This window comes from Microbacterium sp. CPCC 204701 (genome assembly GCF_004010105.1).
Taxonomy (GTDB): domain Bacteria; phylum Actinomycetota; class Actinomycetes; order Actinomycetales; family Microbacteriaceae; genus Microbacterium.
Genome location: NZ_RRYE01000021.1, coordinates 1 through 21,723, shown reverse-complemented (window position 1 = coordinate 21,723; position 21,723 = coordinate 1). Strand labels below are relative to the sequence as shown.

The window sequence follows — 21,723 nt, the reverse complement described above, 5'->3', positions numbered from 1 at the left end:
CGACGGCCGAGCGCGCGTCAGCGGCGAGCGCCTGGCTCACGCGCGGGCCCCCTGGCGACCGCGCAGCCGGCGCGCGTCCTCGAGCGCGTCGAGGAACGACTGCGACCAGCGCGCGACATCGGCCTCGATGACTTTCCTGCGCAGCGCACGCATGCGCCGGCCCTGCTCAGCAGCCGGCATGTCGATCGCCCGCATGATGGCGTCCTTCATGCCGTCGATGTCGTGGGGGTTGATGCGCACGGCGCTGGGCAGCTCGTCCGCGGCGCCCGCGAACTCGCTGAGCACGAGCACGCCGCGATTGTCGATCCGCGAGGCGACGTACTCCTTCGCGACGAGGTTCATCCCGTCGCGCAGCGCGGTCACGAGCATGACGTCCGCGGCGAGGAAGAGCGCCACCATCTCTTCGCGGGGGTACGCCTGGTGAAGGTAGCGGATGGCGGTGTGGTCCATCGTGTCGAAGTCGCCGTTGATGCGCCCGACGGTGAGCTCGATCTCATCGCGCAGCTGCATGTAGGCGCCGACGCGCTCGCGGCTGGGGCTTGCGACCTGCACGAGCGTGACGTCCTCCACCGAGATCTTGCCGTCCTGCAGCAGCTCGCCGAACGCCTTCATGCGGTGACGGATGCCCTTGGTGTAGTCCAGGCGATCGACCCCCAGGAGGATCTTCCGGGGGTTGCCGAGACTCTCCCGGATCTCCTGCGCGCGGGCCCGCACGTCGTCCCGCCGCGCGAGCTCGATGTACGACGAGGCATCGATCGAGATCGGGAACGCCCTCGCGAGGGCGCGACGGTTCGTCCCGTCGGGGGTGGGGACGGTGATGCCCGACGCCTTGGTCTCGTAGCGCAGCTGGCGCCGCACGGCACGCGCGAAGTTGCCGGCATCCGCCACGCGCTGGAACCCGATGACGTCCGCGCCGAGGAGTCCCTCGAGCACCTGCCGGCGCCACGGCAGCTGCGAGTAGAGCCCGTATGCGGGGAACGGGATGTGATGGAAGTAGCCGATGGTGAGGTCGGGCCGGGCGTCGCGCAGCATCTGTGGGACGAGCTGCAGCTGGTAGTCCTGCACCCACACGGTGCCGCCGTGCGCGGCGACGGCGGCGGTGGCCTCGGCGAAGCGGCGGTTGACCTTCACGTACGAGTCCCACCACACGCGGCGATACCGCGGCTCGGCGATCACGTCGTGGTACAGCGGCCAGAAGGTGTCGTTCGACATGCCCTCGTAGTACTTCTCGACCTCGTCGGAGCTGAGCACCACGGGGACGAGGAACGTGCCCTCGAACTCGAACGGGTCGACGTCGATGTCGGGCTGCCCCGGCCACCCGACCCAGGCGCCGTCCGCGCGGCGCATGACCGGCTCGAGCGCCGTCACGAGACCTCCCGGCGACCGGCGCCAACCCGGCTCACCCTCGCCGTCGACGATGCGGTCGACGGGAAGGCGGTTGGCGACGACCACGAGTTCAGCCAGGTGTTCGGGCTCTGTCACGCGGGCTCCTGACGTTGCGGGGACTCGGCAGGCCCAGGCTAACAGCGCGCCTCGCGGCCCCCACGCCCCTTGACGGGTGATCGGCGCCATGTCAAGGGGCGCGAGCCCCGCTGGGCCCGCGCTAACGTGGGCGCATGCGCAAGTACCTCTTCGGCACCGGCATCATCACGGCGTTCACCGGAGGAATGACGCTGCTGCGGGCTCTGCGCGAGAACGAGCCGTTCACGTGGCGGACGGCTCTGGCGTGGCTCAGCTGGGGCATCTCGCTGGCCCTCGCGGTGGGTGCCGTCGTCGATGTCCGCAAGGCTTCGCGCGGGGGCCTCATCGCGAACGACTCCCCCGTGCACGGCCGCGAGAAGAGGCTGGTGAAGCGCCGGCTGGAGCGCTGAGCGCCTCAGCCGGATTCCTCAGCGCGTGAGGATCAGCGCGTCGCCCTGACCGCCGCCGCCGCACAGCGCCACCGCGGCGGTTCCGCTGCCGCGGCGCACCAGTTCGTGCACGGCGTGGACGACGAGACGGTTTCCGGATGCCCCGATCGGGTGCCCGATCGCGATGCCTCCGCCGTGCGGATTGACGACGTCGTCCGACAGTCCGAGCTCGGCCTGTGAGCGCGCCACGACCGCGCCGAACGCCTCGTTGATCTCGACGAGGTCGAGGTCGGACACCGCGACATTCTGCTTGTGGCACGCCTTCTCGATCGCGCGTGCAGGCTGCGAGTGCAGCGAGTTGTCGGGGCCCGCGACCTGGCCGGACGCGCCGACGACGGCGAGCACCGGCCAGCCGTTCGCGTCGGCGTGGGATCGGCTGGTGAGCACGACGGCGGAGGCGCCGTCCGAGATCTGCGACGAGTTGCCCGCGGTGATGGAGCCGCCCTCGGCGAACGCCGGCCGCAGGCGCGCGAGCGTCTCGACCGTGGTCTCGGGGCGCACGCCTTCGTCCTTGGTCGCGACGAGCGGGTCGCCCTTGCGCTGCGGGATCTCGATCGGGACGATCTCGGCGTCGAACAGACCCTCCGCGTGCGCGGCGGCAGCGCGCTGATGCGACCGTGCGGCCACGGCATCCTGTGCCTCGCGGGTGATCTCGAGGCGGCCGTTGTGCCGCTCCGTCGACGCGCCCATGCTCTCGCGGTCGTAGGCGTCGGTGAGGCCGTCGTACGCCATGTGATCGAGCACCTCGATCGACCCGTACGCCCAGCCGTCGCGCGAACCCATGAGCAGGTGCGGTGCACGCGTCATCGACTCCATGCCCGCGGCGACCACCACCTTCGCGTCGCCGACGGCGATCATGCGGGCGCCGTCGATGACCGCGGTCAGGCCCGACAGGCACACCTTGTTGATCGAGCCCGAGTGGACGTCCCACGGGATGCCGGCGCCCACCGCGGCCTGGCGCGCGGGATTCTGCCCCGACCCGGCCGGCAGCACCTGACCGACCAGCACCGCGTCGACGGCGTCCGCGGGGATGCTTCCTTTCTCGAGGGCACCGAGGATCGCGGCGCTCCCGAGCTGAACCGCGGTCAGCGACGCGAGCTGACCCTTCAGTCGCCCCTGCGGCGTGCGCGCGGCGGCGACGATGACGACGTCGTCGTGGTTCATGCTTCGATTCTCTCTTCGATCGCGACGGTGAGGGGCGGTTCGGTGGCATCGATCACGTCGTCGACGGTAACGCCCGGTGCGAGTTCGACGAGCACGAGCCCGTGCTCGGTGACGTCGATCACGGCGAGGTCGGTGATGATGCGGTCCACGACGCCCTTGCCGGTGAGCGGCAGCGAGCACTCGGCGACGATCTTGGCGCTGCCGTCCTTGGCGACGTGCTCCATGAGCACGATGACCTTGCCGGCCCCGTGCACGAGGTCCATCGCGCCGCCCGGGCCCTTCACCATCTTTCCGGGGATCATCCAGTTCGCGAGATCTCCCGTCGCCGAGACCTGCATCGCGCCGAGGATCGCGGCGTCGATCTTCCCGCCGCGGATCATGCCGAAACTCATGGCCGAGTCGAAGAACGCCGCGCCGGGCAGGGTCGTCACGGTCTCTTTGCCGGCGTTGATGAGGTCGGGATCGACGTCCTCCTCGGTCGGGTACGGCCCGACGCCGAGGATCCCGTTCTCGGACTGCAGCACGACCGTCACGCCGTCCGGAACGTAGTTCGGCACGAGCGTCGGCAGCCCGATGCCCAGATTCACGTACGCGCCGTCGGCGAGCTCCCGAGCGGCCCGCGCCGCCATCTCGTTGCGGGTGAGCGTCATGTCAGGCTCCTTCCGACATCTCGCGGGCGCCGTCGGTCCGTGAGCCCGTCGACGGAGCGACCGTGACCGTGCGCCGCTCGATGCGCTTGTCGAGGTCGGACCCGACCTCCACGATGCGGTGCACGTAGATGCCGGGTAGGTGGATGCTGTCGGGATCGAGCTCGCCCGGCTCGACGAGCTCCTGCACCTGGGCGATGCACACGCGGCCCGCCATCGCGGCGAGCGGGTTGAAGTTGCGCGCCGCCTTGTTGAAGACGAGGTTGCCGTGCCGGTCGCCGCGCAGCGCGTGCACGAGCGCGAAGTCGGTCACGATCGCCTCCTCGAGCACGTACTCGCGCGCGGCGCCGCCCGCGCCGAACGTGCGCACGTCCTTCGCCGGCGAGGCGACCGCGATGCCGCCCTGACCGTCGTACCTGCGGGGCAGTCCGCCCTCGGCCACCTGGGTTCCGACGCCCGTCTGCGTGTAGAACGCGGCGATGCCCGATCCGCCGGCGCGCAGCTTCTCGGCGAGCGTCCCCTGCGGTGTCAGCTCGAGCTCGAGCTCGCCCGAGAGGAACTGCCGTTCGAACTCCTTGTTCTCGCCCACGTACGACGACGTCATCTTGCGGATGCGCTTCGCGTTCAGCAGGATGCCGAGCCCCCAATCGTCGACGCCGCAGTTGTTGCTGACGATGCTGAGGTCGCCGGTCCCCTGCGCGAGCAGCGCCTCGATGAGCGCGATGGGGTTGCCGGACAGGCCGAAACCTCCCACTGCGAGAGACGCTCCATCGGGGATGTCGGCGACGGCCTCGGCCGCCGAGCCCCAGGTCTTGTCGATCACGTGCCACTCCTTCGTTGCCGATCGGGTCCATCCTCATGCGCCCGTCGCCGACCGCGCGAGGTCGCGTTTGCCATCTGGAGATCGCGGGGCGTAGTGTCCACATCGTGGACAGACTTCGTGCGACGCCGCCCACCGTGCCGGGCGCACAGTCGATCGCCCGCGCGGCCCAGCTGCTGCGGCTCGTGACATCGGCGGGCGCCGACGGCATGACGGTCGCCGACCTCTCGAAGCGCGCCGACCTCACCCGCCCGACAGCCCACAGGCTGCTGTCCGCTCTGCGCCATGAGGGCCTGGTCGACCAGGACGAGAAGACCGGACGGTGGATGCCGGGGCCCGAGCTGTACCTGATGGGGACCGTCGCGGCATCCCGCTACGACATCACCTCGATCGCGCGCGACATCGTGCGCTCGCTCGCCGTGCGCACCGAGGAGAGCGCGTTCCTCTCGGTGCGCCGCGGCGACGAGACGGTGTGCCTGCTGCGCGAAGAGGGCAGCTTCCCGATCCGCTCCTTCGTACTGTCGGAGGGCGTGCGGTTCCCGCTCGGCGTGGCGTCGGCGGGGCTCGCGATCCTCGCGTTCCTGCCGCCTCACGATGTGGACACATACTTCGAACGACACCCCGGGCTGTCGCGCGAATGGGGCGCGGCGCACGGCGAGGCGCGCCTGCGCACGCGCCTGCGCGAGACGACGGAGCGCGGCTACGCAGTGAACCCGGGACTCATCGTGGAGGGCTCCTACGGCATCGGCGCGGCGGTGTTCACGCGTGAGGGGCATCCGCAGTGGGCGCTGAGCCTGACCGGCGTCGAGTTCCGGTTCGGCCCCGACCGGCTGCCCGAGCTGGGCCGCACGCTCCTGGCGCACGCCCACCAGTTGACGACCCGCATCGCCGCCACCCGCTGAGACGTCGAGAAAACAGGAGGAGGGCCGCGTAGCGCCGCTCCGCGTGGCAGCAGCCTCGCGTTCCTCCTGTGTTCTCGACGGTCGGCGGCTTCGACTGATCGCGCGGCATCAGGCGCGGGCCAGCTCCTCGCGGACGACGGCGGCGACGGCTTCGCCGCCCAGCGGCGACAACACGATCGTGTAGTGGTTGAAGCCGTCGACCCGCTCGTGGACGACCGAAGCAGTGGCCGAGAGCATGCGCTCCAGATGCTCGGGCGCGTACAGTCCGGGCGGCTCGTCCTGCAGCCCGCGCGGGACCGTCAGCATGCGGGCCGGGTGTCGCAGTCCCGCCAGCGCCTCGGGCAGCGCCGTGCCGGCGTTCATGTCGAGCGTGTCGTCGGCGGTCGTGGCGTAGCTCGTCGCAGGACGCAGCGCGCCTTCGCCGTCGTCGACGAGGTCGTACGCGAGGTAGCGCTCGAGCTCGGGCGTCCAGTCGGACTGGAACGCGGGATGCCTCCGCCAGAACTCCAGGTACTCCCCCGGGTCGGCGAACCTCATCGACAGCCTCGCGGCCGTGGGTCCGAGGATGCCGGCGACGAGCTCGTCGGTACTGAGCCCGGCGGGGATGTCGAGCGGCAGGCCGCCGTCGACGAGTACGAGGCGCGACACACGCTCGCGGTGGAGGTGCGCGAACACGACCGCGACGAACGCGCCCATCGAGTGGCCCACCACGACGGTCTTCTCGATGCCGAGCGCGTCGAGCGCGGCGGCGACATCGGCGGCGTGCGCAGCCATGCCGGCCGGGCCGGCGAGGTCGTTGCTGCCGCCGCGTCCGCGCAGATCGGGAGCGATCGCCCGGACGCCCGGCAGCCGGTCGACGACGAACGGCCACGCGAGGTGCGACGAGGTCACGCCGTGGATCAGCAGCACGTCGGCGGCATCGGCGATCGCGGGCTCCGGGTCCCACACGGCGACGCGCAGGTCGCCGCCCTCGACGGGCACGTCGATCGTCCGGTACGTGTGGGTGAGGCGCGGCCCGCCTGTGACCTGCGTCGCGTCGGTGGTCATCGGGCCGTCCATCCGCCGTCCATCGTGTACGAGGCGCCGGTGACCATGCCCGCCTTGTCCGACACGAGCCACCCCGCGAGCGAGGCGACCTCCTCGGTCTCGACGAGCCGCTTGACCGCCGTCTCGGTGAGCATGATCTTCTCGACGACCTCGCTCTCGGGAATGCTGTGCACCTTCGCCTGGTCGGCGATCTGCTTCTCGACCAGGGGCGTGCGCACGTACGCGGGATTGATGCAGTTGCTCGTCACGCCGTGCGGCGCGCCCTCGAGCGCCGTGACCTTCGAGAGTCCCTCCAGCCCGTGCTTGGCCGACACGTACGCCGACTTGAACGCGCTCGCCCGCAGGCCGTGCGCGCTCGAGATGTTGACGATCCGACCCCACCCGCGCTCGTACATCGCGGGAAGGGCCGCCCGAATGAGCAGGAAGGGCGACTCGAGCATCAGCCGCAGGAGCAGCCGGAACGCGTCGGGGTCGAACTCGGGGATCGGCGAGATCCGCTGGATGCCGGCGCTGTTCACGAGGATGTCGACGTCGAGGATCAGGTCGTCGAGCGCGGCGGTGTCGGAGAGGTCGACGACCCACGGCTCGCCGCCGACCGCGGCCGCGGCATCCGTCGCGGCATCCGCGTTCAGGTCGGCGATGATGACGTGCGCGCCGCGCTCGGCGAACTCGTGCGCGCAGGCGAGGCCGATGCCGCTGGCGCCGCCCGTGACGAGGGCGCGCCTGCCCTCGAGATCCCTGTGTGTCATGCGTCTTCCTCCTCGTCGTCGCCGACGCCCGCTCGCGGGGCCAGCGCGTTGTCGATGAACCGGGCCATGCCGGCGAACACCACGGGATCCAGCTGCGCCGGGGGCCTGCCGTCCGCGTCGCGCTCCCACAGCAGGAACCGCATGCCGATCAGCTCGCCCGTGCCCATGAGCGCCCACGCCGTCGTCTCGGGGTCGAGCGCGCGGTCGACGTCGCCGGCCTCCTGCGCGGCCCGGAGCCCCGCCTCGTAGCCTTCGACGATGCGCGTGTAGTGCAGCCGCAGCACCTCCGGCGAGACGAACTCGGCTTCGCGCACGACGCGGTACAGCGCAGGATGCTCGGCGGTGAAGCGGAAGAACCCCGCGAACCCGGCCCGCTCGGCCTCGAGCCGCGTGGACGCGCCGGACATGGCCTCCGACATCGAGCGGCGCACGCGTTGGTTGAGGTCGAGCACCAGCGCTTCGAAGATCGACTGCTTGCTGTCGAAGTACAGGTAGAAGGTGCCGAGCCCGATGCCGGCGCGCTCGGTGATCTTGACGATGGATGCCTCGTGGTACCCCTGTTCGGCGAACACCAGCTCGGCCGCCTCGAGCAGGCGCCGGCGCGTCGCCTCGCCACGCTTGGTGAGCGGCCGTCCCGTCGCCGGCGACACCAGGTTCTCGGCATCGTCGGTGAGCTCCTCCGAAAGACTCATCGCGGCATCCCCTCCGTCGTGCGGTCTCGCTCCCCCGCGCGATCCGCGGCCATCAGCGAGCGTGCTCGTGCGCGCAGCCGCGAGGGGGCGAGCTTCTCGATCGTCGAGCGCGGCAGCGCATCGACGAACTCCGCCCGCACCGGCACCTTGAACGCCGCGAGGTTGCGGCGCGCGTGCGCAAGCACCTCGTCGCCCGAGAGCACGGCGCCGCGCGCGGGCACGACGAACGCGACACCCCCCTCGCCCCAGACCGGATCGGGCACGCCCACCACGGCCGCCGCCTCGACGAGCGGGTGCAGCGTGAGGGCGTGCTCGACCTCGGCGGACGCGACGTTCTCTCCGCCGGAGATGAAGATGTCCTTCAGCCGGTCGACGATGCGCAAGACGCCGGCGGCGTTTCGCGCGACCACATCGCCGGTGCGCAGCCATTCGCCGCGCATCGCCCGCGCGGTCGCCGCGTCGTCGTCGAGGTATGACTCGAACGCGTCGAGGTACTGCTTGCCGTAGCTCGCGACGGGGCCTGACTCGCTCGTGACGATGCCGATGGCGACCTCCGCAGGGCCTGCGCCCTCGGTGGACTCCCCGCCCTTCGTAACCCGCATGTGCGTGCCTTTCCCCATTGGAGGGAATCTGATGCCTCGGAAGCAGGAAGCTGAAATCCGATTCAGGTTCTAGCAACCTAGGAAAGGCACGAGCCGGGGTCAAGTCGAGTTTTGCGCCGCGGCGGCGTCGTTACCGAATCGCGACGCAGGCGGACGGATGCCGCAACGCAGAAGAGGGCGGCCCGCAGGCCGCCCTCTTCGTTGGTGCACCCCCTGGGACTCGAACCCAGAACCCACTGATTAAGAGTCAGTTGCTCTGCCGATTGAGCTAGAGGTGCATGGCGCGCGACGAGGCGAACCGAGGATCAACATTACCATCACGATCGCGTCTCATGAAATCGACGTGGGAAGCCGCGCGGCTATCCTTGATGACGTGACCGCCGCCCTCCCCATCCCGACGTTCGACGCGCCGTTCGAGGGGGATCTCGAGGCCGAACTCGACCTGGCTCTCCGCCTCGCCGACGCGGCGGACGCGGCATCCATGTCCCGCTTCGACGCGGCCGATCTCGACATCCGCACGAAGGCCGACACCACGCACGTGACCGAGGCCGATCTCGCGACCGAGCGGGCGATCCGGGCCGTCCTCGAAGCCGAGCGCCCCGGCGACAGCGTCTTCGGGGAGGAATACGGCATCAGCGGCGACTCGTCACGGCAGTGGATCATCGACCCGATCGACGGCACCGCCAACTATCTCAAGGGCATCCCGATGTGGACCACGCTGATCGCGCTGGCGATCGACGGGATCCCGCGGGTCGGCGTCGCGAGCCAGCCCGCCATCGGGCGACGGTGGTGGGCCGCGACCGGCCTCGGCGCGTGGACGAACACGCCGTCGGGCGAGCCGAAGCGGCTCGCTGTGTCGTCGGTCGACTCGATCGCGCAGTCGAGCGTGAGCTTTCAGAGCGTCGCGCAATGGCGCGAGGCCGGGCAGCTCGACGCGCTGGAGCGCCTGACGTCGTCGGTCTGGCGCGACCGCGGCTACGGCGACGCGTGGCCGTACATGCTGCTGGCCGAAGGGCGCCTCGAGTTCGTGGCCGAGTTCGGCGTCAGGGAGTATGACATCGCCGCACTCGTGCCGATCGTCACCGAGGCAGGCGGCCGCTTCACGTCGTTCGACGGCCGCGACTCACTGTCGGAGCGCTCGTCCCTGGCGACGAACCGCCTGCTTCACGACGCCTTCCTCCAGCTTCTCAATTCCGACTGAATCGTCCCGCTGCCCTTCCCCACCGGAGTCTCGCCCATGCCCTCCCCCCGCACCCTCGGCGCCGCCGTCGTCCTCATGCTCGGCGCATTCGCGATGACCGCGTGCGCGTCATCCGGCCCACCCGATCCCGCGCCGACGACGAACGCCACGACTCCCGCGCCGGCGGCCCCCGAGTCGACGCCGACCCCCGAGCCCGAGCCCGCCTCTTCGGAGGATCCGACGTGCGAGGCGCTCGTCGGCCAGACGGTCGTCGCGAACTTCGAGAGTGTCGGCTGGACCGTGCGCGAGCAGCCGTTCTACATCGGCAGCTTCGAAGTCGAGGGCGGCCTGTACTGCGTGTGGACCGACTTCGAAAGCGCGGCCGGCGACCACGGTCAGATGTTCGGCTGGGCCGAGATCTCCGAGGCGGACGCCACTGCGGTACAGGAGGAGCTCGTGGCGCAGGGGTGGCTTCGCGAAGAGGCGCCGGAAGGCGTCTACATCACGGAGAGCCCCGAGACGGCCATCGCGGCCGACGAGAACGGCTATGGCATGACGTACCTGTTCAGCGACGGGACCGTGAAGTTCTCCGACACGAAGCAGGGCATCCTGCTCATCGAGTGGCCGGCGAGCTGAGCGCGCGAGACTGAGGCGGACTTCGACGATGGCGATCGGCGCGACCATCCACACCTTCCAGGTGCAGCTGGCCGACATCGACCGCGGCGTCTACGAGGACCTGTCGCTGCGCGTCGCGCGCCACGCATCCGAGACCGGCGCCTTCATGTTCACGCGCGTGCTCGCGTACTGCCTGGAGCACACCGAGGGCATCGCATTCAGCGAGGGCATCTCGGCGACCGACGAGCCTGCCGTGCTCGTCAAGGACGCCACCGGCCGCCTCACCGCGTGGATCGAGGTGGGCGCCCCGGATGCCGCGCGTCTGCACGCCGGCAGCATGCAGGCCGATCGCACCGTGGTGTACACCCACCGCGACCCGGCGAAGGTCGCCGCGCCGTGGGCAGGCAAGCGGATCCACCGAGCGGATGACGTCGTGCTGTACAGCTTCGACCCGGGGTTCGTCGACGCGGCGGTCGCGCGCCTCGACCGCCGCAACGCGCTGACACTCTCGGTCACCGAGCGCCGCATCTACCTCGATGTCGCCGGCGCGACGCTGGAGTCCGACATCCATGCGCACGGAATCGGCTGAGCCCGCGGTCATGCCGGCAGACCTGGACGCACAGCAGCAGCGCTTCGACACGATCGTGGTCGGCGCGGGAGTGGCCGGGCTGACGGCCGCCAGGCTCCTCTCGCAGGTGGGCAGACGCGTGGTCGTGCTCGAGGCGCGCGATCGCGTGGGGGGCCGTGTCGTCACCGACCGCCGGTTCGGGCTCGCCACCGACCTCGGCGCCTCGTGGATCCACGGGATCACCGGGTCGCCGGTCGCCGCCGCGGCGGAGGCATTCGGCATGCGGGCCGTCGAGTTCACCGTCGGCGGGTACCAGCCCGACAGCCGGCCGATCGCCTACTACGCGCCGGACGGACGGCGGCTGACGGATGCCGCGGCCCGGCGCTTCGCGGACGACATCCGCGTCGTCGACGACACGCTCGCCGACGTGATCGCCGATTCCGCGCCGGATGCCTCGTACCGCGATGTCACCGAGATCGCACTGGCCGCGCAGCGGTGGGACCAGGAACGTGTCGAACGGGTGCGCGAGTTCCTCGAGCACAGGTCGGAGGAGCAGTACGGCGCCTGGATCGAGGACCTCGCCGCCCACGGCCTCGACGACGACGTCATCGACGGCGACGAGGTCGTGTTCCCCGACGGGTACGACCACCTCCCCCGCCGCCTCGCCGAGGGTCTCGACATCCGCCTCACCCACGTCGTCTCGCATGTCCTGTGGTCGACCGACGGGGTGGTCGTGACGACCGACCGGGGGCGGTTCGCCGCCGGCGACGCGGTCGTGACCGTGCCGGTCGGAGTGCTGCAGTCCGAGCACTTCACGATTGAGCCTCCGCTGCCGCAACCCCAGGCCGGCGCCCTCGGCCGCCTGCGGATGAACGCGTTCGAGAAGGTCTTCCTGCGGTTTCCGGCAAGGTTCTGGGACGACGGTGTGTACGCGATCCGGCAGCAGGGCGCCGGGAGTCGCTGGTGGCACTCCTGGTACGACCTCACTCCCCTGCACGGCACGCCGACGCTGCTGACGTTCGCCGCGGGGCCTGCGGCGGCCGGAACGCGCGACTGGAGCGAGGAGCAGATCGTCGAGTCGGTGCTCGCGCAGCTGCACCGGCTCTACGGCGACCGGGTCGAGCGCCCCAGCCACGTGCACGTCACCGACTGGCAGGACGACCCCTACTCGCGCGGCTCGTACGCCTACATGACGGTCGGCTCGACGACGCGAGACCATGACGATCTCGCCAGCCCCGTCGGCGGCGTGCTCCATCTCGCGGGCGAGGCGACCTGGACGGATGACCCCGCCACCGTCCCCGCTGCCCTGCTGTCGGGGCACCGCGCGGCCGAGAACGTGCTCGGACGAGGAATCCCGATCGAGACGACGTGGAGTGCGGCCGCGGGAGGCGCGGCGGCATAGAACGAGAACGCGACGTGGAGGGCCCGGTTGGCCCACTCGAGCGACACCCTGCCCTCCCGTCCGGCCAGGAGGATGTTGTAGACGATGCCGACGGTCCGATGTAGGTGGTGACGCGCACCCGGGTCAGCACGAGCATCGGCGTCGATTTTTCCGCCGCCGCCCCTGACAGGCGGGCCCGCGCGAACCACTCGGTGCACGGCGGTGTCGCCGATGTCAATCCCCTCTGACGCCTGAAGACGTGAAGCGTACCGTGTGAGCATGTGGACCGTCCTCGTCATCCTGCTGGTCGTTTGGGCAGTGCTCTCTGTGGTGGGCTTCGCCATCGAGGGACTGCTGTGGCTGGCGATCATCGGGATCATCCTGTTCGTCGGCACCCTGATCTTCGGCTTCGTCAGAAATCGCAGCCGCAAGCTCTAGCCGCGCGGCGGTACGTGGACGACGGTAACCTCGACCTCATGGAACGCGCCGACCTTCACACCGCACGGTTCGATGTGGTGAGCGAGGGAGGCCGTAGCCGGTTCACCGTCGGCGAGGAGCAGCGGGGCCGCGAGTCAGACGGCTCCATCCCCACGGAGGCGTGGTTCCACGGCGAGGAGTACCGGCTCGACGTCGAGGATGACGACGGAGTCACGGTCTATGTGAGGCGCCTCTGATCCCGTCCACGCGATGGCGAGGGCTTGGATCTGAGCCGATCCTAGAGTGGAGGGATGGCTGACCCTGAGGAGTCGCGATGGAGCACTCTCGCGCGGACAACGGTTCATCATGGTCGCGTGAAGCTGGTCGACCATGAGGTCCTGCTGCCGGATGGCTCCCGTGCGAACTACGTGGTCGACGAGAGTTTCCCATTCTCCGTCGCGACCCTCGTCATCGACGGCGATGATGTGCTCCTGAGTCGTCAGTACAGATACCCCCTGAACCGCTGGATCTTCGACTTGCCCGGCGGCGCAGGCCAGAGCGACGAAGAGCCGATCATCGCTGCGCGGCGTGAGCTCGAAGAAGAGCTGGGTGTGGTGCCCGAGGAGCTCCGACCGCTCCACACTTTCTTCATGAATCCCGGACGAGCCGCCTGGCCGACGCACCTCTTCATCTCCACGCAAGGGCACCGGCTCGGCGAGGCCGATACAACGGACGCCGCCGAGCAGGTGAGCCTCGCACGGGTCCCGCTGACGAAGCTCGATCACTTGATCGCTCAGGGGACCATCGTGGACCCACCGCTCATCGTCGCCCGAGCCGTAGCGGCAGCCCGGGGAGAACTGCCACGCCTCGGATCCGTGGCGCTGAGCGATCAGCTTCCGGTCGGCTCCGAGGATGCCGATCGAGGTTCCCTCAGCGCCGTTGACAACTAGCGGCCGTCGATCACCGCCGCGGAGGTGGCGTGGCTCAGCCAGGTGTCGGCACCGCCGGACACCTACCCGCCTCCGGGAGCTTCGCGGTTTCGGATCGGCTTGTGAGTGCTCTTCACCTGCGCGCCGGGGTCGCCGCGCGGCTAGGCCTCACGAGCGGAGACCGGCATCGAGGATCCCGCGCGCAGCCGTAGCGCATGCGTGATGCCGAAGATCGCGATGGCGAAGCGATCGACGCCGGCCATCGGCGTACCGGCGATCGGAACCAGCTCGGGCGCGGTCGCCTCAATCTCGTGGTCGTCGTGGATTACGGTCGCACCGCCGGCAGCGCGGACGTTGCGAACCCACTGAGCACCCTCACCGTAGGGAAGGGAGATGTACAACTCGTCGCCCACGCGCTGCACCCCGACCGGTGTGTCGTACGTCTTGCCGCTGATCCGACCGGGTGCGCGCACAATGGCCCAGGGCGAGCCGGTGGTGCCGGCCGCTCGCAACGCTCCCGGGTTCACCATGTCGCGCTGCATGGCACGCGCGAAGCGCAGCACACGGCGGTTCCGAGTTCGCACTCCCACGACGAACCCGACCACAGCGACAAGCGCGGCGCTCACCAGAAGCGCCAGCAAGTAGGACAGCATGCGCACAACGGCCAAGCACCCACTCTTGCCAGACCGACGGGCTCACGCAAGCGGACCGTCGCCCGCACCCCGGCGCTGCCGACGGCCACCGGTGTCGCGGCCACCCACCGGGGTCGGGAGCCGGCTGCGCACAGGTTCGTACCGGAAACCAACGCGCTAGCGACGACCGTCAAGTGAGCTGTGGTCTCGGTGGCCGCCTGCGTTCGCGTGTCGGTCGAAGGCTTCGACGAACAATGCGATGCGCCAGGAGGCCCAGCACCGTGATGATCGCGATGGTGGCGCCGGTGACCTGGGCGAACGCCATCCGAACGTCTGCGGCGGCGTCTGGAGCAGAGTAGCTGTTGAAGATCACGCTTAGCGCCGTCGGGATGAGGAAGACACCGACGACGAGGATCACGCCCGCCGAAAGCCCCGCAACCGTGTGCCGGGCATCGGCCGCTGAGTGTCCACCATCTCGCTCATGCGTTGAGCCCAGAGCCGAACCGAGGCGCTCGCGAGGACCGGCGTCGCGCCTACGCAGCGACCGTGTAGGGATCGCGGTGGGTGGCGCGTGCACTCACTGGCCCGCACCGCGAACCAACAAGAGGGCCCGAGATCCGCGTAATTCCGCGGCTCTCGGGCCCTCTCTTCTGTGACAGCGATTCGTGGAGATGGGGGGAATCGAACCCCCGTCCATCGCTGAGCAACTGCGGTTTCTCCGGGCGCAGTCTGTGCAGACGTTCTACTCGGCTCCGACCTTTGTCACAGACACCTAAGTCGACGAGCCCAGCCTGATAAGAGTCCCGCGTGACGCTCAGGCGTCGTCACGCAGCAAGATCCCTAAATGACGCCAATGCCCGTGACGGGATCAGTCACGGATTGACGGAGTCGGGCTCGCTGCTCAGGCAGCGAGGACGAACTCGGACTGCTTCTTTTCGGCAGTTATTGTTTTGCAGGGAGCGTTCACGAGATAACCCTGCATCCTCGGCCCGCTTGACGCAGATTCACAGGCGATGTCGAAACCGATCATCCCCGTGGCCTCTGTCGAGGTGTTCCTTCTGGCGAAGGGCCGCTGTCACGCTGTGGAGTTGTCACACTCGGTGCCGAAGCATCCGAGCACATCAGGATACAACGGATGCCGCGCCCTCGCCATTCCCGGCCGCATGAGACGCGGGACGGTGATGCCGTTCCCGGCGTCACCGTCCCGCGTTCGGCTCACTGCGCCGTGGCTTCGAACTCCACCGTGTCCTCCTGGCCCGACACGGTCACGGTGACGCTGCCCGAGCCGGCACGCAGCGCGGTCAGGGTCAGCGTCGCGGGGTCGATCGCGGCCACCGCACTCCGCGGGGCGTCTGCCGCTGCACCCACGAACACGCCTTCGGACCCGCGGACCGCGACGCTCATGGGCCACGCCAGCGGTGCGCTCTCGCTCTCGTTCTGCTGCACCGTTCCCTCGAGCGCCACCGACGTGCCCGCGGCGACGGGTCCGTCCAGGTCGTCGAGCGTGACGGAGACCGCACGCACGCGGGTCTCGGCCATGAACCACGCCGAATTGTCGTCGATGACCTCACGGCCGCGCGTGTTCCACACGCCCGCCGCCGGATCGATGCCCAGCATGGTCCAGCCGAGGAACGCTCCCTGCTCCGCCGGCGTCGGCGCCTTACCGGAGTTGCCGTTGATCAGATACGGGATGCCGTCGACCGTCTTCGCGTGGAAGTCGCCGACGTGCCCCGAGACCACCGCGATGGACTTGCCCGATCGCTCGCGGAACTCCTCGATCCACTCCGTCTCGAGGGCCGCGTCACGACGATCGCCGAGCTGAGAGACCTTGTTCGTGTTCGGGTCGTCGATCGGCATGTGCTGGACGATCACGACGCCCGTGACCGACGGGTCGGTCGTCGCACCGTCGAGCTGCGCGCGCAGCATCTGCATCTGATCGAAGTCGCGCCAGAGGGTGCCATCCGCCGTGTTGAGCGTGATGAAGCGCGTGCCCGCGATGTCGACGTGGCCGTGCGTCGCGCCGCCGAAGCCGCCGAGCGCCGCGTCCCTGAAGTTCTGGATCGACCCGCCCATGATTTCGTGGTTGCCCGGCACGTAGTACCAGGGGAACTCCGCATCCTCGAGTCCCTCGTCGAGAATCTGCGCGGCGAGCTCGAAGTCCGCGGGTGACGCCTCGTCGACCAGGTCGCCGACGATGAACATCGCGTCCGGCTTCGCGGCGACGATCTCGGCGAGCGCCTGCCTCACGCCCTGGACCTGCCCGCTCTCGGGAGCGCGGGCCACGAACTGGGCGTCCGAGACGATCGCGATGCGCTGAGGGGCGGCATCCGTCGTCCCCGCGGGGCGTACGACCTCGTCGTCCTTCAGCACGGGAAGCGCCGGCAGCTCGACAGGCTGCGCCACAAGGGCCTCGATCTGACTGAACGCGACCTCGCCCGTGTACTGCTTGGCGGCGGCGGTCTCGAGGAATCGGACCCGGTTCATCGTGATCGGATACTCGAAGCCGGCGGGAACCGGGATCTCGATCGTCCTCCAGCCCGTCCAATCGATCGTCGGGCCGTCGAGATTCGTGGTGGCGCGGTCTCCGTTCTGCACCTGGACGCGCAGCCAGGCCCCGTTGCCGTCGCCGTTCACGCGCAGGCGGAGCTTCTGCGGCTGCCCGGGGACGGGAAGCGACGATCCGGGCGCGACCGCGTACTGGCCGCGGGTCGCCGTCGACCGAGTGAAGTCGTACGTCACCCGAACGGCGGGCGCGCCCGTATCGTCGGTGGATGCCGACACGGTGCCGCCCGCGGCACGGTCGTTCGCGCTGGTCCACGAGGCTGCGTTCGAGAGATCCGTGATGCTCACGGCCTGGAGGCCGACCGTGACCGCGACGTCGACCGTCTCGCCGTCGACCTCGAAGTGGACCTGCTGGCTGCCGGATGCCGTGAGCGCTTCGAGGGTGAACGTGCCGCTCGGATCGGGCTCGATGCTCAGGAGGCTCTCGTCGTTGCCCGTCACGGTGACATCGGCGGCCTCGATCGGCGCGGTGAAGCCGTTCTCGTCGACGCCGGTCAGCAGGAGCTTGGAGCTCGCCCCTTCGCCTGCGAGTGCGACGAGCGACGACGATGACTCGACCCGCTGCAGGTCGTCCAGCACGAGGATGTCGTGGTGACCGCGGGCGTTCCTGTCGCGAGCGACCAGGGTCGCGGTGCCAGGCTGACGCCCCTCGACGACGACGGTGTCGCCGTCGACCGTCTCGACGCCGACGTGGCCGGTCTTGGCGTGCCACGCGACGTCGTCCGCGACTGCGGTGCCCGACTCGTCGTACGGCGCGGCATCCATCGTTCGGTGGAGGCCGGGGAACACGCGGTTCGCGTCGGCGGCGACAACGGTCGGCTCCACCGCGATGGCGGATGCACGGCCGGAGCCGGGCTGCGCCAGCACGAGGCCGATGCCGTCGCCGTCGTGCCGCTCGATGCCGTCGGAGGGCGAGTTCTGCACGGTCGACGCCGTGTCGCCCGGCTCGCGGACGTTCATCTGCGAAGAGCCGCCGCCGTCGACACTGACCGCGTCATACGCACCCAGGTCGCCCATCAGCGCGATCTGCTCCGCGAACGTCATGCCGAGCGCGCCCGTGCTGCGCCCGTCTACGACGACGTAGTAGATGGTCCTGCCGTCCTGGCTGATGCCGAGCATCGTGCGCGGGTGGCGTGTGGTGAAATGCGAGCCCGAGCCGAACGGGACCGGCTCGCCGTGGCGGATCAGCTCGTGCCAGATGCCGCCCGCCTCCGACAGATCGCCCATCGACCGGTCGAAGTCGTACGTGACCGTCGCCTTCTGCCCCACGGTCGCCTGCGCGAGCAGCGCGCCGTTGGCCGACGCGGATGCCGCGATGAGAGCCGACTCGCCCTCGGCGAGCTGCCCCTCACCCGGGGCGCCCACCGACGTGACCGTCCCATCGGCGCCGACGCGCACCTCGATGCCCGCAGCTGTGCCGAGGAACGAGCCTCGGTCGAACCCGCCCCACGCGGCGTTGTAGAGAACGACCTCACCGCTGCTCGCGTGGGCGGTGTTGAGGCGCGAGATCGGAACCGTCGCGCCGCCGTCGAACGCTGCCGATCCCTGGAGGGTGAGGCTCACGAGCCTGGCGAGGCCGTCTGCGCCGGCCGCGATCGCCTTGTCGGCGCCGGGGTCGCCCGATTTGACGAGTTCGCCGTCGGTGATCCCCCACCCGCCCGAGGCGTTGCTGTTGTTGATGTCGAAGAACTGCAGGTTCACGCCGCCGACGGCGCCCGCGTCATCGGTCAGCTCGGTGACCGTGGCACCGTCGCCGCTGATCGTGTCGGGCGTCAGGTACTTGAGCCGGACGGTCTCGTCACCGAGCTCTGCCTTGAGGATGTTGACGGGCTGACGTCCTTCGCCGCTGAGACGCTCGTACTCGTAGTGGACGAGCCCGGGCGCGATCTGGGTGCGCTCCAGGTTGTTCACGATCATCTCGCCACGGGCGTCGAGCACCATGCCGTCGACCGTGCCCGCGTGCTCGGAGAGGGAATCAGACGGAACGGCTGCGACCGGTACCGCGGCGGCCGCGCGCTCGGCGGCTGGACCGAAGGTGGATCCCGCCAGCGCGAGGGCGGCGGCGAACGCGATTCCGGGAAGCAGGAGACGGCGGGTGACGCCGTCCTCGCTGCGCGTGGGGAGGGCTTGCATCGAAGGCCTTTCGTCGGAGCGCGGTCGCAGTCGGACCGCGGTGACCCACGCAATCGACATCGGTTGAACAGAACCGTCGACCTCGGTGAACACGCGCCCAACGGCACGAGATCAGGTGGCGGTCATCGGACGCGCCGCCCCTCCCTCACGCGCGGCCGTCACGTAGAGTCGGCGTCATGAGCGATGTCGTCATCACCGTCCGCGGAGAGCACGAGACCCGCATCGCCCCGGAGCGCGCTGTCGCGCACCTCACGATCCGGGCCGAAGTGCCCGAGCGCGGCGCCGTGGTCGAGCGCATGGCGTCGCTCACCGAGCCAGTGCGCGACGACCTGATCTCGCGCAAGACCGCCGGCACCGTCGTCGAGTGGTCGAGCCAGCGGGTCTCTGTGTGGTCGGAGCGGCCCTGGAACCAGGACGGCAAGCGCCTCGCGCCGGTGCACTACGCGTCGGTCGACGTGACCGCCACCTTCACCGACTTCGCGGTTCTGTCATGGTGGGCGGGTGAGGTTGCCGAGCGCGACGGTGTGCAGTTCGGGTGGATCGACTGGCAGCTCACTCCTGAGACGAGGGCGGCGGTTGAGAGGGAGGTCGCGACCGAGGCGGTACGGGTCGCCATGACGCGCGCCGACGCCTACGCTGCGGCGCTCGGCCTCGAGAAGGTCGCGCCGCTCGAGATCGCCGACGTCGGCCTGCTCTCACGCCAGGATCGGCCCGAAGCGGGTTCGCCGCGCTTGATGGCGCGGGCCGCCTTCGCCGCGGACGCGGGCCCTTCCGCACCGCCCGTCCAACTGCAGCCCGAAGACATCGTCGTGTCGGCCGCGGTCGAAGCCCGCTTCGTGGCCCGCTGACGCCGCGCTGCGGCATCCGTCCCCCGTCGACGAGCCGGAGTGTCACAGACTTCGCAGTTCCGCACGAACCTCGCAGCTATCGCCGCCAAACCTGCGAGGTTCGCTCGAAACTGCGGAGTCCGTGAGAGCGGCTACTCGCCCAGGCGGTTGCGGCTGCGCATCGCACGCTCCGCCTCGCGCTTGTCTTCGCGCTCGCGGATCGTCTGACGCTTCTCGAACTCGCGCTTGCCCTTGGCCACCGCGATCTCGACCTTCGCCCGGCCGTCCGAGAAGTAGAGCTTCAACGGAACGAGCGTGTATCCGCCCGCCGAGACCGCGTGCGAGAGCTTGATGATCTCGTCCTTGTGCAGCAGCAGCTTGCGGGTGCGCTTGGCCGAGTGGTTCGTCCAGTGCCCCTGCGAGTACTCGGGGATGTGCACCGCGTCGAGGAACGCCTCGCCGCCGTCGATGTACGCGTACCCATCGGTGAGATTGGCGCGGCCCTCGCGCAATGACTTCACCTCGGTGCCGGTCAGCACGAGACCCGCCTCGTAGGTCTTCTCGATCGCGTACTCGTGGCGCGCGCGACGATTGGTCGCGACGACCTTCTCACCGCGTTCCCTGGGCATGGTGTCTCCTTCGGATACCGCGCGGGCGCACGGCAGCCTGTCAGTCTACCCCGCGACGCGCGCGGCGACGGCGCGCGTCACGCCCGGAGCCAGCGGCGGATGGCGAAGCCCGCCGACAGCGCCGCGAGCAGCACCCCGACGAGGATCAGCACCGGCACCACGAGCCAGGCGTCGCCGAGGTCGACCCAGGTCGTCACGAACTCGACGCGGTTGCGCAGGTACCGGTCGACGCCGAAGAACACGCCGGAGAGCACGGCGGCGCTCGCGAGCAGCGACCCGAGAAGCGCCGCGAAGACGCCCTCGAGGATGAACGGTGTCTGGATGAAGCGGTTGGATGCCCCCACCAGGCGCATGATGCCGAGTTCGCGGCGTCGCGCGAACGCCGACAGCCGGATCGTGGTCGCGATCAGGAGCACCGCCGCGATCAACATGAGCACCGCGATGCCGACGGCGATATACGTGGCGATCGTGAGTGCCGAGAACAGCGGCTCGAGGTACTGCATCTGGTCTTCGACCGCCTCGACTCCGGTCATGCCCCGGAAGGCCTCGATGATGACCTCGGACTGCGACGGGTCGACCAGGGTGATGCGGAAAGTCTCGTTCAGCTGGTCGGGGGTGATCACGCTGGCGTTCTCCTCCCCCGCCAGTTCGAGCAGCTCGCGGTACGCCGCCTCGTGATCGAGGAACACGACCTCGCGGATGTGAGGACCCAGCGCCTCGCCTGCGAGTTTGACGCGCACCTCCTCCACCTGCTCGGGCGCCGCCTCGCCGTTGGCGCAGGTCGCGGCGGTCGAGATGGACGTGCACATGAACACCGCGACCTGAGCCCGCTCGACCCAGAAGTCGCGCATGGTGCCGATCTGCATCTGCATGAGCATCGCCGCGCCGACGAACGTCAGCGACACGAACGTCACGAGCACGACCGATACGACCATCGAGATGTTGCGGCGGAGGCCGGTGAAGGCCTCCGACATGATGAGCGCGAACCTCATGACGTCGGCCCCACTTCATCGTCCGGTTCGGTCTCGCCGAGGCCGAGCCTGTCGGCCAGTCCCAGCTCGGCGACATCGAGTTCGAGCGCGTCGACGACCGGGACCGGACTCGTCTGATGCGTCGGTGCCGGCGCCGGCTCCTCGTGCCGGACCAATGGCGGGGACTCGGCCCGCGGGTCGGCCGGAGCGGGTGCTGCGGACGCCGAGGGTGCCGGCGGCGACGCGGGTGCGGCATCCGTCGACGTCTCGTGAGGCGCGGCCTGCGGCGTCGCTTCCGGCTCGGCGGTGGACGCCGCTGCCGTGTCTGCGGTCTCGGGCTCGGCCG

The 21,723-nt window shown here is 69.7% G+C and carries 23 protein-coding genes, 1 tRNA gene, 1 other RNA gene and 1 pseudogene; 10 read left to right on the top strand and 16 right to left on the bottom strand.

Annotated features, from left to right (window positions below; all coding sequences use genetic code 11):
* Positions 1–36 precede the first annotated feature (36 nt).
* Positions 37–1,482 (bottom strand): alpha,alpha-trehalose-phosphate synthase (UDP-forming), encoded by a 1,446-nt coding sequence (locus EIO58_RS03465; RefSeq protein ID WP_240658547.1) that lies wholly within the window; start codon positions 1,480–1,482, stop codon positions 37–39.
* A gap of 134 nt (positions 1,483–1,616) precedes the next feature.
* On the opposite strand from EIO58_RS03465, the gene EIO58_RS03460 reads away from it, so the two are divergent.
* On the top strand, positions 1,617–1,871 hold the full coding sequence (locus tag EIO58_RS03460) for a hypothetical protein (protein WP_127818297.1): 255 nt from the start codon (positions 1,617–1,619) through the stop codon (positions 1,869–1,871).
* 18 nt (positions 1,872–1,889) lie between these two features.
* On the opposite strand, the gene EIO58_RS03455 is transcribed toward EIO58_RS03460, so the two are convergent.
* Genes EIO58_RS03455 through EIO58_RS03445 form a run of 3 tightly spaced genes read right to left on the bottom strand, consistent with a single transcriptional unit; the run spans position 1,890 to position 4,544 of the window.
* The gene (locus EIO58_RS03455; protein ID WP_127818296.1) at positions 1,890–3,074 is read right to left on the bottom strand and encodes an acetyl-CoA C-acetyltransferase; all 1,185 of its coding nucleotides are present in this window, start codon (positions 3,072–3,074) and stop codon (positions 1,890–1,892) included.
* A complete protein-coding gene (locus EIO58_RS03450) occupies positions 3,071–3,724 on the bottom strand; it encodes a CoA transferase subunit B (protein WP_205789106.1) in 654 nt (217 codons plus the stop codon). The genes EIO58_RS03455 and EIO58_RS03450 overlap by 4 nt, the downstream gene beginning before the upstream one ends.
* 1 nt (position 3,725) lies before the next feature.
* Positions 3,726–4,544, bottom strand: coding sequence for a CoA transferase subunit A (locus tag EIO58_RS03445; RefSeq protein WP_127818295.1), 819 nt, complete (start codon positions 4,542–4,544; stop codon positions 3,726–3,728).
* Between the two features lie 104 nt (positions 4,545–4,648).
* Between EIO58_RS03445 and EIO58_RS03440 the strand changes: the two genes are divergently transcribed.
* Entirely contained in the window at positions 4,649–5,443 is a 795-nt protein-coding gene (locus EIO58_RS03440) for an IclR family transcriptional regulator (RefSeq protein ID WP_127818294.1), read from the top strand.
* Positions 5,444–5,551: 108 nt separating this feature from the next.
* Here EIO58_RS03440 and EIO58_RS03435 read toward each other — a convergent pair whose 3' ends face one another.
* From EIO58_RS03435 to EIO58_RS03415, 5 genes are all read right to left on the bottom strand, one after another.
* Complete coding sequence (locus EIO58_RS03435) at positions 5,552–6,490, bottom strand: alpha/beta hydrolase (protein WP_127818293.1); 939 nt, start codon at positions 6,488–6,490, stop codon at positions 5,552–5,554.
* Entirely contained in the window at positions 6,487–7,239 is a 753-nt protein-coding gene (locus tag EIO58_RS03430) for a 3-hydroxybutyrate dehydrogenase (RefSeq protein WP_127818292.1), read from the bottom strand. The genes EIO58_RS03435 and EIO58_RS03430 overlap by 4 nt, the downstream gene beginning before the upstream one ends.
* Positions 7,236–7,931: a TetR/AcrR family transcriptional regulator gene (locus EIO58_RS03425; RefSeq protein ID WP_127818291.1), complete on the bottom strand. Its 696-nt coding sequence runs from the start codon at positions 7,929–7,931 to the stop codon at positions 7,236–7,238. Before EIO58_RS03425 ends, EIO58_RS03430 begins: the two co-directional genes overlap by 4 nt.
* Entirely contained in the window at positions 7,928–8,533 is a 606-nt protein-coding gene (locus tag EIO58_RS03420; protein ID WP_240658546.1) for a class I adenylate-forming enzyme family protein, read from the bottom strand. The genes EIO58_RS03425 and EIO58_RS03420 overlap by 4 nt, the downstream gene beginning before the upstream one ends.
* Positions 8,534–8,735: 202 nt before the next feature.
* Positions 8,736–8,811 (bottom strand) — tRNA-Lys (locus tag EIO58_RS03415).
* Between the two features lie 95 nt (positions 8,812–8,906).
* Here EIO58_RS03415 and EIO58_RS03410 point away from each other — a divergent pair.
* The 7 genes from EIO58_RS03410 to EIO58_RS03385 all read left to right on the top strand — a co-directional run bounded on the left by EIO58_RS03410 (position 8,907) and on the right by EIO58_RS03385 (position 13,644).
* Positions 8,907–9,734 carry an inositol monophosphatase family protein gene (locus EIO58_RS03410; RefSeq protein WP_127818289.1) on the top strand — a complete coding sequence of 276 codons (828 nt, stop codon included), beginning with the start codon at positions 8,907–8,909 and terminating at the stop codon, positions 9,732–9,734.
* A 36-nt stretch (positions 9,735–9,770) separates the two neighbouring features.
* A complete protein-coding gene (locus tag EIO58_RS03405; RefSeq protein WP_127818288.1) occupies positions 9,771–10,349 on the top strand; it encodes a hypothetical protein in 579 nt (192 codons plus the stop codon).
* Positions 10,350–10,377: 28 nt separating this feature from the next.
* Entirely contained in the window at positions 10,378–10,917 is a 540-nt protein-coding gene (locus EIO58_RS03400; protein WP_127818287.1) for a YaeQ family protein, read from the top strand.
* 10 nt (positions 10,918–10,927) lie between these two features.
* Positions 10,928–12,298 carry a flavin monoamine oxidase family protein gene (locus tag EIO58_RS03395; RefSeq protein ID WP_127818286.1) on the top strand — a complete coding sequence of 457 codons (1,371 nt, stop codon included), beginning with the start codon at positions 10,928–10,930 and terminating at the stop codon, positions 12,296–12,298.
* 258 nt (positions 12,299–12,556) lie between these two features.
* Positions 12,557–12,715: a hypothetical protein gene (locus EIO58_RS18640; protein WP_164861514.1), complete on the top strand. Its 159-nt coding sequence runs from the start codon at positions 12,557–12,559 to the stop codon at positions 12,713–12,715.
* Positions 12,716–12,753: 38 nt separating this feature from the next.
* The gene (locus tag EIO58_RS03390; protein WP_127818285.1) at positions 12,754–12,951 is read left to right on the top strand and encodes a hypothetical protein; all 198 of its coding nucleotides are present in this window, start codon (positions 12,754–12,756) and stop codon (positions 12,949–12,951) included.
* Between the two features lie 117 nt (positions 12,952–13,068).
* A complete protein-coding gene (locus tag EIO58_RS03385; protein ID WP_240658545.1) occupies positions 13,069–13,644 on the top strand; it encodes an NUDIX hydrolase in 576 nt (191 codons plus the stop codon).
* A 140-nt stretch (positions 13,645–13,784) separates the two neighbouring features.
* Here the strand turns inward: EIO58_RS03385 and EIO58_RS03380 are convergent, their stop codons facing one another.
* The 4 genes from EIO58_RS03380 to EIO58_RS03365 form a co-directional block, all read right to left on the bottom strand.
* On the bottom strand, positions 13,785–14,276 hold the full coding sequence (locus EIO58_RS03380; RefSeq protein ID WP_127818283.1) for a nitroreductase/quinone reductase family protein: 492 nt from the start codon (positions 14,274–14,276) through the stop codon (positions 13,785–13,787).
* A gap of 169 nt (positions 14,277–14,445) precedes the next feature.
* Positions 14,446–14,673: a hypothetical protein gene (locus EIO58_RS03375; protein WP_127818282.1), complete on the bottom strand. Its 228-nt coding sequence runs from the start codon at positions 14,671–14,673 to the stop codon at positions 14,446–14,448.
* 245 nt (positions 14,674–14,918) lie between these two features.
* Positions 14,919–15,289, bottom strand: a transfer-messenger RNA (tmRNA) gene (gene ssrA, locus EIO58_RS03370).
* Positions 15,290–15,470: 181 nt separating this feature from the next.
* Positions 15,471–18,950, bottom strand: a complete 3,480-nt coding sequence (locus tag EIO58_RS03365; protein WP_127818281.1) for a phosphodiester glycosidase family protein — start codon at positions 18,948–18,950, stop codon at positions 15,471–15,473.
* A 176-nt stretch (positions 18,951–19,126) separates the two neighbouring features.
* Between EIO58_RS03365 and EIO58_RS03360 the strand changes: the two genes are divergently transcribed.
* On the top strand, positions 19,127–19,798 hold the full coding sequence (locus EIO58_RS03360; protein ID WP_127818280.1) for an SIMPL domain-containing protein: 672 nt from the start codon (positions 19,127–19,129) through the stop codon (positions 19,796–19,798).
* Positions 19,799–19,929: 131 nt separating this feature from the next.
* On the opposite strand, the gene smpB is transcribed toward EIO58_RS03360, so the two are convergent.
* From smpB to EIO58_RS03345, 3 genes and pseudogenes are all read right to left on the bottom strand, one after another.
* Entirely contained in the window at positions 19,930–20,406 is a 477-nt protein-coding gene (smpB, locus tag EIO58_RS03355; protein WP_127818279.1) for an SsrA-binding protein SmpB, read from the bottom strand.
* 77 nt (positions 20,407–20,483) lie between these two features.
* Positions 20,484–21,398 carry a permease-like cell division protein FtsX gene (ftsX, locus tag EIO58_RS03350; protein ID WP_127818278.1) on the bottom strand — a complete coding sequence of 305 codons (915 nt, stop codon included), beginning with the start codon at positions 21,396–21,398 and terminating at the stop codon, positions 20,484–20,486.
* A pseudogene (locus EIO58_RS03345) lies at positions 21,395–21,723 on the bottom strand (cell division ATP-binding protein FtsE); the annotation flags it as partial. The gene ftsX and the pseudogene EIO58_RS03345, both read right to left, overlap by 4 nt.

What these genes read in the sequence shown, in the direction of transcription:
- EIO58_RS03460 (WP_127818297.1), top strand. Translation starts at nt 1,617, where the DNA reads ATGCGCAAGTACCTCTTCGGCACCGGCATCATCACGGCGTTCACCGGA.
- EIO58_RS03455 (WP_127818296.1), bottom strand. Translation starts at nt 3,074, where the DNA reads ATGAACCACGACGACGTCGTCATCGTCGCCGCCGCGCGCACGCCGCAG.
- EIO58_RS03450 (WP_205789106.1), bottom strand. Translation starts at nt 3,724, where the DNA reads ATGACGCTCACCCGCAACGAGATGGCGGCGCGGGCCGCTCGGGAGCTC.
- EIO58_RS03435 (WP_127818293.1), bottom strand. Translation starts at nt 6,490, where the DNA reads ATGACCACCGACGCGACGCAGGTCACAGGCGGGCCGCGCCTCACCCAC.
- EIO58_RS03430 (WP_127818292.1), bottom strand. Translation starts at nt 7,239, where the DNA reads ATGACACACAGGGATCTCGAGGGCAGGCGCGCCCTCGTCACGGGCGGC.
- EIO58_RS03425 (WP_127818291.1), bottom strand. Translation starts at nt 7,931, where the DNA reads ATGAGTCTTTCGGAGGAGCTCACCGACGATGCCGAGAACCTGGTGTCG.
- EIO58_RS03420 (WP_240658546.1), bottom strand. Translation starts at nt 8,533, where the DNA reads ATGCGGGTTACGAAGGGCGGGGAGTCCACCGAGGGCGCAGGCCCTGCG.
- EIO58_RS03405 (WP_127818288.1), top strand. Translation starts at nt 9,771, where the DNA reads ATGCCCTCCCCCCGCACCCTCGGCGCCGCCGTCGTCCTCATGCTCGGC.
- EIO58_RS03400 (WP_127818287.1), top strand. Translation starts at nt 10,378, where the DNA reads ATGGCGATCGGCGCGACCATCCACACCTTCCAGGTGCAGCTGGCCGAC.
- EIO58_RS03395 (WP_127818286.1), top strand. Translation starts at nt 10,928, where the DNA reads ATGCCGGCAGACCTGGACGCACAGCAGCAGCGCTTCGACACGATCGTG.
- EIO58_RS18640 (WP_164861514.1), top strand. Translation starts at nt 12,557, where the DNA reads ATGTGGACCGTCCTCGTCATCCTGCTGGTCGTTTGGGCAGTGCTCTCT.
- EIO58_RS03390 (WP_127818285.1), top strand. Translation starts at nt 12,754, where the DNA reads ATGGAACGCGCCGACCTTCACACCGCACGGTTCGATGTGGTGAGCGAG.
- EIO58_RS03380 (WP_127818283.1), bottom strand. Translation starts at nt 14,276, where the DNA reads ATGCTGTCCTACTTGCTGGCGCTTCTGGTGAGCGCCGCGCTTGTCGCT.
- EIO58_RS03365 (WP_127818281.1), bottom strand. Translation starts at nt 18,950, where the DNA reads ATGCAAGCCCTCCCCACGCGCAGCGAGGACGGCGTCACCCGCCGTCTC.
- EIO58_RS03360 (WP_127818280.1), top strand. Translation starts at nt 19,127, where the DNA reads ATGAGCGATGTCGTCATCACCGTCCGCGGAGAGCACGAGACCCGCATC.
- smpB (WP_127818279.1), bottom strand. Translation starts at nt 20,406, where the DNA reads ATGCCCAGGGAACGCGGTGAGAAGGTCGTCGCGACCAATCGTCGCGCG.
- ftsX (WP_127818278.1), bottom strand. Translation starts at nt 21,398, where the DNA reads ATGAGGTTCGCGCTCATCATGTCGGAGGCCTTCACCGGCCTCCGCCGC.